Genomic DNA, 14,075 nt, shown 5'->3' on the forward strand with positions numbered 1-14,075 from the left:
GGAGCGGCCTGCGGCGCGGAGGTCAGCGGCGCCCATGCCCGCTCGGGCCGCCGTCGATTCCGTCGGTGTCGATGCGGTTGGTGCCCTGCTCGACGCTCTCGATGTTCCGGTCGCGGGTGTCCTTCATCATCCGGACGTTGCTGACCGTGGCGTCGGTGATGCCCACCAGCGCGTCCCGGATCGACATCATGGTGTCCTTGGTGGTCTGCCGTTCCTTCTGCTCCTGCGGCTTCGCCTTCTCCGCGAACTCGCCCTCGGTGCCGGGCCAGTTCACCGTGGGCGCCAGCTCGTCCAGGAACTCCTCGGTCATGCTCCTGGTCAGAGTCCCGATCTCCTCGAGCTGCCGGGCCAGGGCCTCGATGCGCTGGGGGTCTACGTAGTACCGCTGTCCCATCGTCAGTCCTCTCCCTCTGCGCCGAGCGCGTCCCGCCAGGTGGGGGCGGCCTGACCGCCGCGTGCCGTGTCGTCGTCGTCCCGCAGCACCTCGGGACCGAAGATGCGCTCCCAGTCCAGCTCGAAGCCCTTCAGCTCCGGCACGTTGCTGCTCGGCTCGGCGAAGGGCGCCATCGCCTTCATCACGTGCCGGTTCATCTTCACGCGCGCCGCGTTCGCCGCCTCCAGGACGCTGGCCGCCAGCTCCTGCGGTGACATGTCGCGGTACTTGTTCTCCAGGAACTCGATCCCGCTCAACTCACCCTGCGGGCCTGCCGTGGCACGGACCGCACGGTCGGAGGAGAGCGCCGCGAACGACGCGTTCCGCAGCTCGCGCTCGGTGCGCGCGACCGCCTCCTGGGCCGCCTGAAGCTCGGCCATGGCCTTCTCCAGGCGCTTCTCCAGCGGTTCCGTCACGTCGGTTCCCCCCTTCTGCGTAGGTCTCCGTGTAGGTCTCTGCTTACGTCCGGACATCCGGGTCGGTCCGTACGTCCTGTTCCGCGGTCCGTGGACCACTGACATGATCTTGCCTGGTCCGGCCCCCGATCCGGAAGCCGGGGCACGGTAGGGATCCTCTCCAGGCCGTGCTCGCGCGCGAACCGACGGGCGGTCACCGTCCGATGACGGCCGGGGTACCGCCCTCCTCGGTGCCCCACACGTCCGCGTCCTCCTCCAGGTAGTCGGCGGAACTGGTGGCCCTGCGCCGCGGCTCCGTCTCCTCCTCGGGGGTCTCACCGCCGGTGGTCGCCACCCGGGAGGCCGGCGTGAGGAAGGTGTCACTGTCCTCCTGACGGTTCCACGGGCTGCGCCGGCGGCGGTTGCGGCGCTCGCTCTCCTCCGCCGCGTCCACCAGGACGGAGCGCACCCGCTCGCCGTTGCCCTTCTCACCGCCGCCACCCATACCGCCCATGCCGCCGCCCATCGGCATGCCGGGGCTGCCCGGCGTACCCGGGGCTCCTGGGGTCCCGGCCCCGGCGCCTGCCCCGGCGGCTGCCGCGAGCGGCATGCCCGCGCCTGCCGCGGTGCCGTCCGAGAGCGGGTCCACCGTGCCCGAACCGTCCGGGGAGAGGGAACCCGCACCGGACAGCCCGCCGCCGGCTCCTACGCCCGCCTGGCCACCGCCCAGGCCCAGTTCGGAGAACTGCACGTCCCTGGAGCTGGTGCCGTCACCGCCGCCACCGGCGCCGCCCGAACCTCCGAGATCACCCAGGCCGTCGAGACCGCCGAGGCCGACGGACTCGTTACGGCTACCGGAGCCGTTCAGGCCGTCCAGGTCGTCCAGGTCACGGAGCCCGTCGAGGACGTCCGAACTAGTTCGCGTGTTCGGCGAGTTGAGGTCGTGCAGGTCGATCGTCTCGGTCCTGCCCTGCGGATCGGTGACGGTGGCGATGCCGGTGTCCGGGTCGATGACCTGGGTGCTGCCGTCCGGGAAGGTCGTGGTCAGCCTGCCGTTGTCCAGCCCGGTGACGGAGCCGTCCGGATTGGTCACCGTCGCCCCGTGGGTCAGGTCGGTGGTCACGGTCGAACCGTCCGGACCGGTCGAGGTGAACATCCCGCTCTGCGGGTCGAAGACGCCCTCGGTGCCGTCCGGGAAGGTGGTGGTGAAGTCGTCGCCCACCAGCTCGGTGCGACCGCCGGTCGGAGTCTCCAGGCCGGAGCCGTCGCCGTTGAGGTTCCCGAGGTCCCCCAGGTCACGTATGTCGCCCAGGTCGCCGGGCGACTGGGTGGGCAGATCGGAGTTGATGTCTCCGAGGTTCCCCAGGTCTCCCGGTGTGTTCCGGCTGTTCAGGTTGCCGAGGCTGCCGAGGTCCTGGGTGGTGGTCCTGCCGTCGGGATCGGTGGAGACGGCCTGGCCGGTGGCGGGGTCGACGACCTGGGTGCTGCCGTCGGGGAAGGTGGTGGTCAGCTTGCCGTCGTCGCCGAGGGAGGTGACGGACCCGTCCGGATTGGTCACCCGGGTCCCGTCGCCCAGGTCCTGCGTGGTGACGCTGCCGTCCGGGTGGGTGGTGGTCACCAGACCGCTGTCCGGGTCGAAGGTGCTGCTGCTGCCGTCCGGGAAGTCCGTGGTGAGCTTGCCGTCGCCGAGCTGGGTGCTGCCACCGGTCGGCGTGTCGAGGGACGCGCCGCCGCCGCTGTTCAGGCCGCCGAGGTTGCCGAGGTTCTGGGAGATCGCGTCGTTGGCGTCGTTGACGGACCTGTTCGCCGCCCCCGGGCCGCCGTTGTTGAGCGAGCCGAGGTTGCCCAGGCTCTGCGCGACCGGGGCCGGCTGGTTCTGGTCGCCACCGGTGCCGTTGATGTCGTCGAGGCTGCCGAGGCTCTCGGTGACCGGCTTGTTCCCGTTCAGCAGGTCGTCCAGGTTCCCGAGGTTCTGCTCGTTGACCGCGTTGGGGTCGTTGAGCCCGCCGAGGCTCTCCGTCACGGCCTTCTGCTGCTCCTCGGCCTCACGCTTGGCCTCTTCCTGCTCCTTGCGCTGCTCCTCGCGCAGTTCGTCCGCGTACTTCTTGTCCTCGTCGCGCTGCTGGTTCTGCTCGTTCCGCAGATCCTCCTGGAGGCTCTTGGCCTCCTCCTGCTCCTTGCGCTGCTCCTCGCGGAGCTCGTCCTGGTACTTCTTGTCCTCGTCGCGCTGCTTGTTCTGCTCCTCGCGGAGCTCGTCCTGGTACTTCTTGTCCTCCTCCCGCTGCTTGTTCTGCTCCTCGCGGAGCTCGTCCTGGTACTTCTTGTCCTCCTCCCGCTGCTTCCTCTGCTCCTCCCGCAGCTCGTCCTGGTACTTCTTGTTCTCCTCGTTCTCCTTCCTGACCTCCTCCTTCTCCTCCTCGAGCTTCTTCTCCTCGTACTCCTCCGAGGCCGTGCTGGTCGACTTCGGCTTGGGCACGTTGTCGGCGAAGTCCTCGCCCAGTTCGAGGAAGTGGTTGTTCAGGGCCGACTGCACCGTGGCGGCCGGCTTGCCCAGGTACTCGTCGACCCCCTGGGTCCAGATCTTGGCCGCCTTGTCACCGACCTTCGCCCAGTTCGCGACGTCGGAGAGGTCGCCGTACTCCGGGTGCACCTGGGAGAACCCGCCCTGCGGGCTGTGGCTGACGGTCGTGGTGTAGCGGCTGGTGTACGACTTGATGTCCGTCTTGGCGACGTTGTTCGCGTCCACCCACTGGGCCAGTTCGTCCAGGACGTAGCGCAGCACCTGGTGCGGGTCGTAGTACGAGGACTTGGCCCAGGCCAGCCACGCCTCCAACAGCTTGTTGGCGGACTCCTCCAGGTAGGTGCGGCCCAGCGAGAGCGCGCGCGAGTACACCGTGCCACCGGTACCGGTCGCGTCGCCGGTTCCGACCGTGGAGTCGAAGGTCTCGACGTAGCTGTCGTAGTTCTCGCGGATCTTCTTCAGCAGGCTGCGGAACACCTCCGCCGCCTCGCCCTTCCAGCTCGCGTCCTCGCGGCTGAAACGGTCCTCCCAGTCCTTCAGCACCACCGCGTGGTCCCTGAAGAACTTCGCCGCGAAGTCGAAGGACTCCCCCGTGCTGTTGAAGGACTTCAGGTCCACCACGTCGGCACCGGGAACGCCGAGGCTGCTGAAGCGGGCGTCCTGCGTGCTGCCGCCCAGCAGCTCCAGGAGCGCCGCCCGCGGCCCGTTCATGTACCGGGCGAGCGGGATGGTGCTCATCTTGTCCTTGTTGTAGTCCGAGAACTCGTTGCCCTCACGGACCTGCGCGTCGTGGACGTTGTCGGAGCCGGGGGTGGCGAAGATGATCTCCTCACCGGCCTTCACACGGCCCTCGAAGACGATCCGCGCCTGCATGATCGAGCGCTTCTTGCCGCTGTCGAAGAACCAGATGTCGTAGTCCTCGCCCTTGTTCGTCAGGAAGCCGGAGTCCTTGACGAGCAGGCTGAGGCTGCGCTCCTTGATGTCCATCCGGAAGAGCTTGCCGCCGTGGTCGGACTTGAGCGTGTCGAAGACGGTGCTGCGGTCCGGGACCGGATAGCCGGTGATGTGGGTGACCAGAGTGGCCCAGGTGTCGGTCGACGGGTCGCCGGCGTTGTCGAACTTGTCGAGGTTCGTCTGGGAGTTGGGATCGTACCGATCGGCCACCGGGCGCCCTTTCTGGTCGGTTGTCGTGCGTGTCGGCGCACAACTCTTACGTGGCTGCGCGCAGTTCCGTCGTGCGGGTGCGCGGCCGGATGTCCCTCACTCGGGCGCGCCGGGCGCACGGGGTGCCGTCCGGTACGCGCGACAGGGGCTCAGGTGGTCTCTTCGCCCGAGGAGCCGCTGGTGAGCGTGTCGACCTCTTCGAAGGTCTGCAGCAGTGTCTGCGCGTCGATCGCGTCGATGTTCTTGTCCTTGGTCTTGTTGGCCTCTTCGATCGTGTCGGTGAGCGCTTCCTTGAGCTCCTTGAAGAGGTCCATCTGGTCGCCCAGCAGCTTGTCGATGGCCTCGGCCGCGGTGCGTACGCCCTCGATCAGCTTGGGTCCCGAGACCAGGGGTTCGGTGACCATCCTGCCGATGCGCAGCAGCTGTTTGTCCTGGGCGAGGTTGTCCGGTGTGGTGTGACCGTCGACGAGGTGGCCGAGCGGCCGGATGTGTTCCCCGTCGCCGTCCTCGCGGTGCTTCTTCGCGGCCGTGTACACCGGCTGCACCTCGTTGTCCCGGAAGTGCTCCATCTGCTTGAGGTCAAAGTGCTTGACGTCGGCCTTCTCACCGGCCATGGGACGTCCTCCTGCCGTTTTGGTGCCGGACGGGGATACGGTCGGCGGGGCCGGCGCCCCGTGCGGACGACGGCCCGGCCGGCGGCTTGCCGGGTGGGTTCACGAACGCCGGGGCCCGCCCTCCCGACGCGCGGAGGGGAGCCCCGGTCACGGGCTATCGGGCCCGCACATTGCCCCAGTTGTCGGCGCTCTTGCGCTCGTCACGGGAGTGGTTGTCGTGGATGCTCTGCACCAGCTCACCGCTGTCGCCGAGGAGCAGGGCCATGTTCTTGGTGGCCTGGTCCCACTCCGCCTGGACCCCGCGGTACATCTGCTGGTCGTCACCCTCCCAGGAGGTGACGAGCGGCTTCAGCTCGTCCTCGAGGGTGTTGAGGGTCGTGATGATCTGCTGGGTCTGGTCCTTCAGCTCCTCGATCGCGTGCCGGACCGTGGAGTACTGCACATCGATGATGCCGTCGGCCATGACGTCTCCTCTCGGGTGGCCGGGCTGGAGTGCCCGGCCGGCTCACGGCTCCGGCCTCCCCGGAAGGGGCCGGTGCCGCAGGGGGGTGGATCAGCGCAGCGCTTCGAAGACACCCTGGCTGGTCTTGCTGTTGAGCACCTCGGTCAGGTCCTGGTTCTCTTTCGCCAGGCGGTCGGCCGAGGTCACGTTCTCCTGGAGCGCGTCGACCATCTTGCTGATCTGGACGACGACCTTCTGCGCCTCCGCGTTCCAGCTGCGGAAGAGCTTCAGCAGGGCCTGCCCCTCGTCGCCGCCGACACCCGAACGCGCGGCGATCTCGCCGACGTTGTTCTGGATCTTCTCGACCGCGCTCCGGGCCGACTCCAGAGAGGAGACGCCCCCCAAGCCCTTGGCATAATCCGCTTTCCTCGCGGCAGTGTCCGCCATGTCGCGCTCCCTTCGTTCAGGCTGGTCCTGTTGCACCGTTGCCCGCTGAGGCTAAAGAGAACCCAGCGTTCCGCGCAACGTATGTTGGGAAGATTTGAGCATAGGTCGGCTCGGCGGACTCCTTGCGTGGCAACGGAGTTGTCCTGATGTTTCCGTCGGATGAACGGCTCCCGGCCGGAGGGCAGGAGTGGCGGGACGTCACCCCTGCGCGACACAAAGCGATACGGTCGGGAAACGGGCGGCCGGAGTGGGCGAACGGTCATACGGGCGGACCGTTTCCCGGCGATGCGGGTGAGTTCACGGGATTGCACGGATCGCGGCCTGCCGGAATATCTGAGCTTTCTCTGAGGTTTTCCGGCGCGCCCGGTCCGCGATAAATCGACTTTCCCGGAACGGAGTTCTCGCCGGGGCGCCCCCTTCGCGCCCCTTCTCATTACCTCGACTCGTACTATGCCCCTTTTGCCTGGCTCAGGGTGCCGGGTCGGCTGCGCCGCGAGCACCCGCCGCGTCCACCGTGTCCGCCGTGTCCGTCTTGTCTGTCCCGCTCTTCCCGCCGTCGGCATCCCGGCCCCCCGCGTCGGCGTCGCACTTCGGAGCCGTGACCCTGGGCTCGGCGGCGCCGGAGGCCGCGGCCGGGTCCAGGTCAGCGCCCGTCGGGAGGGCCGCGAGCAGCGGAGCCGGCACCGAGCCGATGTCCCCGGCGGCATATCCGAGGGCCGCCAGCGAGTCCTTGGCCGGGACGCGGTACTTCACGCCGTTCTCCGCCACCAGGTACGTCGTCCCCGCGTGCGCGGCACCGCTGGCGTGCAGGGCACGGACCAGGGAGCCGCGCCCGGGACGTACCACCGTGGCGTCCGTACGGACGCAGGCCGGGCTGAACGGCTGGGCGGTGCCCTCCGACACCACGACCGGGGCGAGCCCGGTCAGCGGCACCAGCACCGACCTGATCCGGGTGCCGCCGTTGTCGCCGTCCACCTGGGCGCAGAGCGCGGTGCCGCGCGGCACCGACTGCGGGACCGGTGGGGTGTCGGGCAGCTCCGCGGAGACGGCCGGGGCCGGGTCCTTCGCCCGGTGCGTGCGCAGCGCGTCCGCGCCGACCTCACGCACCTCGGGCGACTGCCCCTGGTACGCGTCCTCCTGGGTCGCCGGGTCGCCCAGGACCAGGGCGGCGCCGAGCCGGCTCAGCGGCACCAGCCCGTCCTTCTGCAGCAGGTGGTACGCGCTGCCGCCGCCGGGGACGCTGACGTTGAAGACCTGGCCGATGCGGCTGGCCTCGCCACCGAGCTCGGGGCCCTCCGTCCCGCGCCCGGGAACGGCCGGCGGCTTCAGGGCGGGGCCCGGTGCCAGCGCGTCGAGGAAGGCCGCCGAGACCGGCGTGGGCGCCTCGGAGCCGTAGCCGAGGGCGTTACGCGCGTCGGACGCGCCGTCCAGCGGCAGCCTGCTGCCGCGCCACACCAGGAACTCGTCGTCGCCAGGACCGCTCACGAGCACCCCGCGGTCCCCGCCCACACCCCGGGAGTCCAGCGGCGCACCGGCGACCAGGGTGGTGACCCCCGGCTTGTCGACCCCGGCGCCCGACACGGCACCGGAGGTGCTGGGCAGCGCACCTCCCGGACCGGTGACGCACATGTGCCAGGCGCCGCCGTCGAGCTCGCCCGGTCCCGGCACGGCGTCGGGTGCCCCGGGGATGCCTGCCGGAGCCCCCACCGCGACGTCCCGCAGCGAGGCGGTCGCGACGTCGACGGTCGCCAGGTCGGCGCCGCCGATCAGCCGCGCCGAGGCGTAGTTGCGGACCGGGTGCAGCACACCGTCGGTGCCGGTCCAGAGGTACCGGGCACCGGTGTCGCGGTTGACCACCAGGTGCTTGCCGTCGCGCCAGCCGTCGTTGCCGCCGGGGCGGAGCAGCCCGAAGACAGTGGCGCCGGCGCCGATCAGGACGGAGACCAGCACACCGAAGACCACGCCTCGGGTGGTGCGTCCGAGCGGGCTCTCCGGGGCGTCAGGGTCGGCCGTCAGCAGGCCCGAGCTGAGCCTGCCCATCATGAAACTGTGGGCCTGTACCTGGTCGCGCTTGGACTGCACAGCCTCTCCTCAACAACTCGTGATCCCATGTCCCCGCAGGCGGGCGTACTCAGCCGAACAGGCCGCGCAGCCATCCGAAGAGGCCGGCCACCCACAGGGTGAGCGGCAGCAGCGCGACGGCGAAGGCGGTGTGCGCGAGTTCGGCCGCACGGCCCCAGTACGGCAGCACCCGGCGTCCGGGCACCGTCCAGGAGGCGGTGACGAGTCCGGCGGCGGCGGCGAGCAGCACCGCGAAGACCACCACGCGCCCGTCGGCGTCACTGTCCACCGCCCAGGCGCGGGCGAGCAGCAGCAGCCCCCAGATCCCGGGCAGTGCGAGGGTCAGTCGCTGCCCGATGTGCACCAGGCCCCGGGAGTGCAGGAGCAGCAGCAGGCTCAGCGTGAGCGCGGTCAGCACCTCGGGCAGGCCGGGGTGCTGGGCGAGGACGGCCAGGGCGGCCGCGGCGATGATGCCGGTGGCTGCGAAGAGCGCGGTGACCCAGCGTCCGGCCAGTTCGGTGCGCTCGGCGACCTCGTCGCCCGCGTAGGGGTCGATGCCCTCCTGGAGCTGACCTGCGGAGGACGGCAGCGAGGGCAGGCGCATCCCGGCCAGCTTGAAGGCGAACGGTGCCACCGTCCCGGCGGCGAGGGCGACGACCACCGCCACCAGGGCGGCCGAGGCCGGCACGTCCAGGCCGGAGTACCCCATCAGGGCCCCTGCGGCGGCGATGGCCACCGAGACGACCGCGGTGGCCAGCAGGGCCGGGGCGCCGACCGCGGTGGCGGCGAGCGCGATGACCGCGCCGCCGGCGCCCGCCGCGCCCGCCGCGAGCAGCCGGGCGCCCACGACCTGCGCCGCGTCGGGGCCGGTCACGTCGCCGCCGGGCAGCACCCAGCCGGCCAGTGCCAGGCACGGGGCGACCAGCAGGCCGAGCGCGGTCGCGGAGAGCCGGTCGCCGACCGCGCGGCTGGCGGAGCCCGCACCTGCGAGCAGGAGCAGCCCGGTCACGGCCGCGCAGGCGGCGCGGGAGGCACCGGAGCCGGTCACTCCGGGCCAGAACACCAGCACGAGGGCGGCTGCCACGGTGGCGACCGACGTGCCCACCAGCAGCCCGCGCGCTGCCCCGGGATACCAGGTGTGCAGCCGCCTGGCGGCCGTGTCGGCTATCCCGTCCACGAGGTCGTCGAGCCGCGCCTCGGGCAACGCCTCGGTATGCGGGCGCAGGTAGAGCACGGTGCCGTCGGAGAGCCCGGCGCGCGCCAGGGTGCTCTCCTCGTCGAGCGGGGCGTCACCGAGGCGCTGGAGCACCCAGCCGGCGTGGTCGAGTCCGGCCTCCTCGGCTTCCTCGCCCACGTAGCGCAGCAGCGTGGGCAGCAGATCGGCGACCGGTACGTCGGCGGGCACGGCCAGATCGACGGTGACGCTCGGCGCACGTACGGTCAGGCGGCACGATTCGGCCACCGCACTGTCGGTCATCAGCTGAACTCTCGTCTTCCGTGGCGGCTTTGACAGGAGGCTCCCCCGGAGAGGGGATGTGCGAACAGTACGGAAGGTCCGCACGGCAGGGAACCGGGGCGCCGGGCAGTGGAATTGCGTCCGCGCCCGGCGGCCACCACTCCCGCGTGGACAGGGCGCGTCCTGTGAATGCAGACTACTGCCTACGACCACCGGGTCGTACTGCGGACCGGACTCACAATCCGGTAGGCAATTGGCCGTCACGGGAGTTGGCCGTCCCCCGCTGTCCGCTCGAAACATTCACCCGGCGTTCACCGCGTCACGTGGCGGCCCGGGGAATTCAGCGCGGTGCGGTCTTTCCCACTACCGGGTGCACCGGTATTCGGTACGGGCCGGAAAGCCGTGAAACCGGAGGTTCTGTTCCTTGAGTGTGGTGCTGTTTCGCCGGCCGGCCCGGAGGCGCGGACCGGAGATGCCCGATGGGCAATTGACCCTCCAGGAACCGCCGGTACTCGCCGAGACCGTGCCCGACACCTCGGCGATCTGGACCTATCTGCCGATGGCGCTGATGTCGGTGTCCATGATGCTGATGTTCCTGCGGCCCGGTGGCGGGAACGGCGTCTTCATGTATCTGGCGATGGGCGTCATGGCGCTCTCCGCCGGTGCCATGCTGCTGGGCCAGCTGATGCGGCGCTCCAGCGAGCGCAAGCAGCGGCTGAAGGGCGAACGCCGCGACTACCTCCGCTACCTGGCACAGATGCGCAAGCGGGTCCGTACCACCATCGCGGAGCAGCAGCGGGCGCTCGCCTGGCGTCACCCGGAACCCAACTCACTCCGCTCACTGGCCCGGACCTCCCGTCTGTGGGAACGCCGTCCGGCCGACGAGGACTTCGGCGAGGTGCGTCTCGCGGTCGGCGAACAGCAGCTCGCGCTGACCCTGGACCCGGTCTCCACCCGCCCGGTGGAGGACCTCGAACCCCTCTGCGCGCACGCCCTGCGCCGCTTCATCCGCGCCTACTCCACCATCCCCGGGCAGCCCCTCGGCCTCTACCTGCGCTCCTCGGCCCGGATCCTGCTGCGCCCCGAGGAGACACCGGACCAGGAGCCGGCGGAGCCCGGCACCCCGGTGCCCGGGGAGGCCGGCGAGGACCCGGGTCCGGTCCCCGGAGCGGAGGCGGCACGTGCTCTGGTGCGCGCCGTCCTCGGACAGCTCGCGGTGTTCCACGCTCCCGAGGAGCTGTGGCTCGCCGTCTGCGTCAGCGACGAGCGGCGACCCGACTGGGAGTGGGTCAAGTGGCTCCCGCACACGTTGGATCCGCACGAGGAGGACGGCGCCGGCCAGGTCCGGCGGATCACCGCCGACATCACCGAGCTGGACGACCTGCTGGGCGCCGACTTCGCGGAGCGCCCCGACTTCGACCCCGACGCCCGCCCCGGACGTGACGAGCCCTACACGATCGTCGTGCTGGACGGCGTCACCGTTCCCGAGAGCCACAGGTGGGAGGGGCACGGCTACCGCAACGCCCTCGCGCTCGACGTCTCCGGGGCGCTGCGCTGGCGCCCCGGACGCAACACGCTGCGGCTGACCGTCGGGCCCGACCAGGTGAACCTGGTCCGCACCGACCGCAGCCGCAAGGAACGCACCGTGCCGCTCGGCCTGCCGGACCGGCTCGGCCCGCTCGGCGCGGAGTCCCTGGCCAGGCTGCTCACCGCCCGCCGGATGAGCCTGGGCACCGACATCGCGCAGCCGCTGGACGCCGACGTCGAGCTCACCACACTGCTCGGCATCCCCGATCTGCACCGGCACGACCCGCACACCCTCTTCAACCGGCACACGGGTTCGGCCCGGCTCCGGGTGCCGATCGCGGTCGGCGTGGACGGCCGCGCGGTGGAACTCGACATCAAGGAGTCCGCGCAGGGCGGGATGGGTCCGCACGGCATGCTCATCGGTGCCACGGGTTCCGGCAAGAGCGAACTCCTGCGCACCCTCGTCCTCGGGCTCGCGCTGACCAACTCGTCCGAGACCCTCAACTTCATCCTGGTCGACTTCAAGGGCGGCGCCACCTTCCTCGGCCTGGAGGAACTCCCCCACACCTCGGCCGTGATCACCAACCTCGCCGACGAGGTCGCCCTGGTGGAACGTATGCAGGACGCACTGCACGGCGAGCTCATCCGCCGTCAGGAACTCCTGCGTTCTGCGGGCAACCACACCTCGGCGCTGGAGTACGAGCGTGCCCGCGCGGCCGGGGCGGACCTCGCCCCGCTGCCCAGCCTGTTCGTGGTGGTCGACGAGTTCAGCGAACTCCTCTCTTCGCACCGGGAGTTCATGGACCTGTTCGTGATGATCGGCCGTCTCGGCCGCTCCCTCGGGGTGCACCTGCTGCTCGCCTCGCAGCGCCTGGACGAGGGCCGAATGCACCAGCTCGAGAGCCACCTGTCGTACCGCATAGGTCTGCGCACCTTCTCCGCCATGGAGAGCCGCGGGGTGCTCGGGGTGCCCGATGCCTACGAACTGCCGGCGCAGCCCGGCAGCGGCTACCTGAAGTCCGGGGTGGAGGCCCTGACCAGGTTCCGGGCCGCCTATTCCTCCGGGACGTACCGGCGCCGCACCGGCACCGTGGTGCAGGCCCGGGTGGCCAGCCAGGTGGTGCCGTGGACCAGCGGCTGGGTGGTGCCCCGCGCCCTGCCCGCCCCCGAGCCGGAACCGGACAACGAGGAGGCCGGCGACGAGGAGGCGCTGCTCGATGTAGCCCTGGACCGGCTGCGCGACTCCGGCCCCGCCGCCCACCAGGTGTGGTTGCCGCCGCTGGACGAACCCTCCCCGCTGGACGCGCTGCTGCCCGGCATCGCGCCCCATCCGGAACGTGGCCTCAGCGCCGTCGGCTGGTCCGGCACCGGCAGGCTGCGGGTGCCGGTCGGCCTCGTGGACAAGCCGTTCGACCAGCGCCGCGACCCCCTGATCGTGGACCTCTCCGGAGCCGGCGGCCACGTCGCCGTCGCGGGCGGCTCGCAGAGCGGCAAGTCCACCCTGGCCCGCACGCTGATCGCCGCGCTCGCCCTCACCCACACGCCCGCCGAGATCCAGTTCTACTGCCTCGACTTCGGCGGCGGCGGCCTCTCGCAGCTCGCCGCGCTCCCGCACGTCGGCGGCGTAGCCGCACGGCTCAACCCGGAGCGGGTGCACCGTGCCGTCGCCGAGGTGATGACGCTCCTCGCCCGCCGCGAGCAGTTCTTCGTCGACCACACCCTCGACTCCATGCAGTCCTACCGCCGGCGCCGGGCCGCCGGCGAGTTCCCCGACGAGCCCTTCGGCGACGTGTTCATGGTCGTCGACGGCTGGTCCACGGTCCGCCAGGACTACGACGACCTGATCCCGAAGTTCAACGAACTCGCCGCCCGGGGACTGAACTACGGCATCCACCTGATCATCACCACCACCCGCTGGGTGGAGCTCTCCGCCCAGGTCCGCGACCAGGCGGCCACCCGCCTGGAACTGCGGATGGGTGACCCGATGGACTCCGAGATCGACACCCGCAAGGCCCGCGCGGTGCCGCGCAGCGGGGGCCGCGGCATCACCGCCGACAGCAAGATGCACTTCCTGGCCGGCCTGCCCCGCCTGGACGGCAGCGGCTCCCTGGAGGACCTCGGAGAGGGCGTCGCGCACCTGGTCGCCGAAGTCTCCCGGCACTGGTCGGGGGCCTCCGCCCCGCAGGTCCGTATGCTGCCGCACCGGCTTCCGCTCTCCGACCTCCCCGCGCCCGAGCCCACGGAGGGCGGCGGTATGCGCCTCGCCCTCGGCATCGACCAGGACTCGCTGGAACCGGTCTGGCACGACTTCAGCCGTACGCCGCACCTGATCGTCGTCGGCGACACCGAGAGCGGCAAGACGAACCTGCTGCGCGCCGTCACCAAGGGCATCACCGCCCGCTACAGCCCGAGCGAAGCGAAGATCATCGCGGTGGACTACCGCCGCACCCTGGTCGACGCCATCCCCGAGGAGTACCGCATCGGGCACGTGATCTCGCTGGACAACCTCAAGGACACCATCGAGGGAGCGGCCCGGGCGCTGAAGACCCGGGTACCGGGGGCGGACATCGCCCCCGCCCGTATGCGCAAGTGCGACTGGTGGACCGGGCCGCGTCTCTTCGTCCTGGTCGACGACTACGACATGGTCTCGGGCAACTCCTTCCAGAGCCCCTTCGAGCCGCTCTTCGAGAACGTGACTCTCGGCTTCGAGATGGGCCTGCACCTGGTCGTCGCCCGAAGCGCCATGGGTGCCGGCCGCGGCCTCAGCGACGCGCTGGTACGCCGCCTCGACGAGGCCAACAATCCCGCCGTCCTCCTCTCCTGCCCGCCCACCGAAGGCCGTCTCTTCGGCAACGCGAAGCCCCTCAACCTGCCTCCGGGCCGCGCCCTCCACATCGCCCGCCGCAAGCCGCGGCTGATGCAGACCGCGCTGGTCGAGGAGAACCAGGCGCAACAGGACTGAGAGAACACGACGACGCCCTCCCGGGTCAGGCTTCGGGAGGGCGTCGTCGTCAC

General features: G+C 70.8%; 9 protein-coding genes. 1 reads left to right on the top strand and 8 read right to left on the bottom strand.

The window, feature by feature from the left end:
• Positions 1–22: 22 nt before the first annotated feature.
• The 8 genes from AB0I83_RS18790 to eccD all read right to left on the bottom strand — a co-directional run bounded on the left by AB0I83_RS18790 (position 23) and on the right by eccD (position 9,554).
• On the bottom strand, positions 23–394 hold the full coding sequence (locus AB0I83_RS18790) for a hypothetical protein (RefSeq protein ID WP_363305380.1): 372 nt from the start codon (positions 392–394) through the stop codon (positions 23–25).
• A 2-nt stretch (positions 395–396) separates the two neighbouring features.
• Complete coding sequence (locus AB0I83_RS18795; protein ID WP_363305381.1) at positions 397–849, bottom strand: YbaB/EbfC family nucleoid-associated protein; 453 nt, start codon at positions 847–849, stop codon at positions 397–399.
• 193 nt (positions 850–1,042) lie between these two features.
• The gene (locus tag AB0I83_RS18800; protein ID WP_363305382.1) at positions 1,043–4,513 is read right to left on the bottom strand and encodes an AAWKG family protein; all 3,471 of its coding nucleotides are present in this window, start codon (positions 4,511–4,513) and stop codon (positions 1,043–1,045) included.
• Between the two features lie 149 nt (positions 4,514–4,662).
• Positions 4,663–5,127 (bottom strand): type VII secretion system-associated protein, encoded by a 465-nt coding sequence (locus AB0I83_RS18805; protein ID WP_356530607.1) that lies wholly within the window; start codon positions 5,125–5,127, stop codon positions 4,663–4,665.
• A 154-nt stretch (positions 5,128–5,281) separates the two neighbouring features.
• The gene (locus AB0I83_RS18810; RefSeq protein WP_356530605.1) at positions 5,282–5,590 is read right to left on the bottom strand and encodes a WXG100 family type VII secretion target; all 309 of its coding nucleotides are present in this window, start codon (positions 5,588–5,590) and stop codon (positions 5,282–5,284) included.
• 90 nt (positions 5,591–5,680) lie between these two features.
• On the bottom strand, positions 5,681–6,016 hold the full coding sequence (locus AB0I83_RS18815) for a hypothetical protein (RefSeq protein WP_356530604.1): 336 nt from the start codon (positions 6,014–6,016) through the stop codon (positions 5,681–5,683).
• 468 nt (positions 6,017–6,484) lie between these two features.
• Positions 6,485–8,098, bottom strand: a complete 1,614-nt coding sequence (gene eccB / locus AB0I83_RS18820; RefSeq protein ID WP_363305383.1) for a type VII secretion protein EccB — start codon at positions 8,096–8,098, stop codon at positions 6,485–6,487.
• Positions 8,099–8,147: 49 nt separating this feature from the next.
• Positions 8,148–9,554 (bottom strand): type VII secretion integral membrane protein EccD, encoded by a 1,407-nt coding sequence (gene eccD, locus AB0I83_RS18825; protein WP_356530601.1) that lies wholly within the window; start codon positions 9,552–9,554, stop codon positions 8,148–8,150.
• Between the two features lie 451 nt (positions 9,555–10,005).
• Between eccD and eccCa the strand changes: the two genes are divergently transcribed.
• The gene (gene eccCa, locus AB0I83_RS18830) at positions 10,006–14,022 is read left to right on the top strand and encodes a type VII secretion protein EccCa (RefSeq protein WP_363305384.1); all 4,017 of its coding nucleotides are present in this window, start codon (positions 10,006–10,008) and stop codon (positions 14,020–14,022) included.
• Positions 14,023–14,075: the final 53 nt, after the last annotated feature.

The organism is Streptomyces sp. NPDC049970 (assembly GCF_040660235.1).
Classification (GTDB): domain Bacteria; phylum Actinomycetota; class Actinomycetes; order Streptomycetales; family Streptomycetaceae; genus Streptomyces.

What these genes read in the sequence shown, in the direction of transcription:
- AB0I83_RS18805 (WP_356530607.1), bottom strand. Translation starts at nt 5,127, where the DNA reads ATGGCCGGTGAGAAGGCCGACGTCAAGCACTTTGACCTCAAGCAGATG.
- eccCa (WP_363305384.1), top strand. Translation starts at nt 10,006, where the DNA reads ATGCCCGATGGGCAATTGACCCTCCAGGAACCGCCGGTACTCGCCGAG.
- AB0I83_RS18790 (WP_363305380.1), bottom strand. Translation starts at nt 394, where the DNA reads ATGGGACAGCGGTACTACGTAGACCCCCAGCGCATCGAGGCCCTGGCC.
- AB0I83_RS18815 (WP_356530604.1), bottom strand. Translation starts at nt 6,016, where the DNA reads ATGGCGGACACTGCCGCGAGGAAAGCGGATTATGCCAAGGGCTTGGGG.
- AB0I83_RS18810 (WP_356530605.1), bottom strand. Translation starts at nt 5,590, where the DNA reads ATGGCCGACGGCATCATCGATGTGCAGTACTCCACGGTCCGGCACGCG.
- eccD (WP_356530601.1), bottom strand. Translation starts at nt 9,554, where the DNA reads ATGACCGACAGTGCGGTGGCCGAATCGTGCCGCCTGACCGTACGTGCG.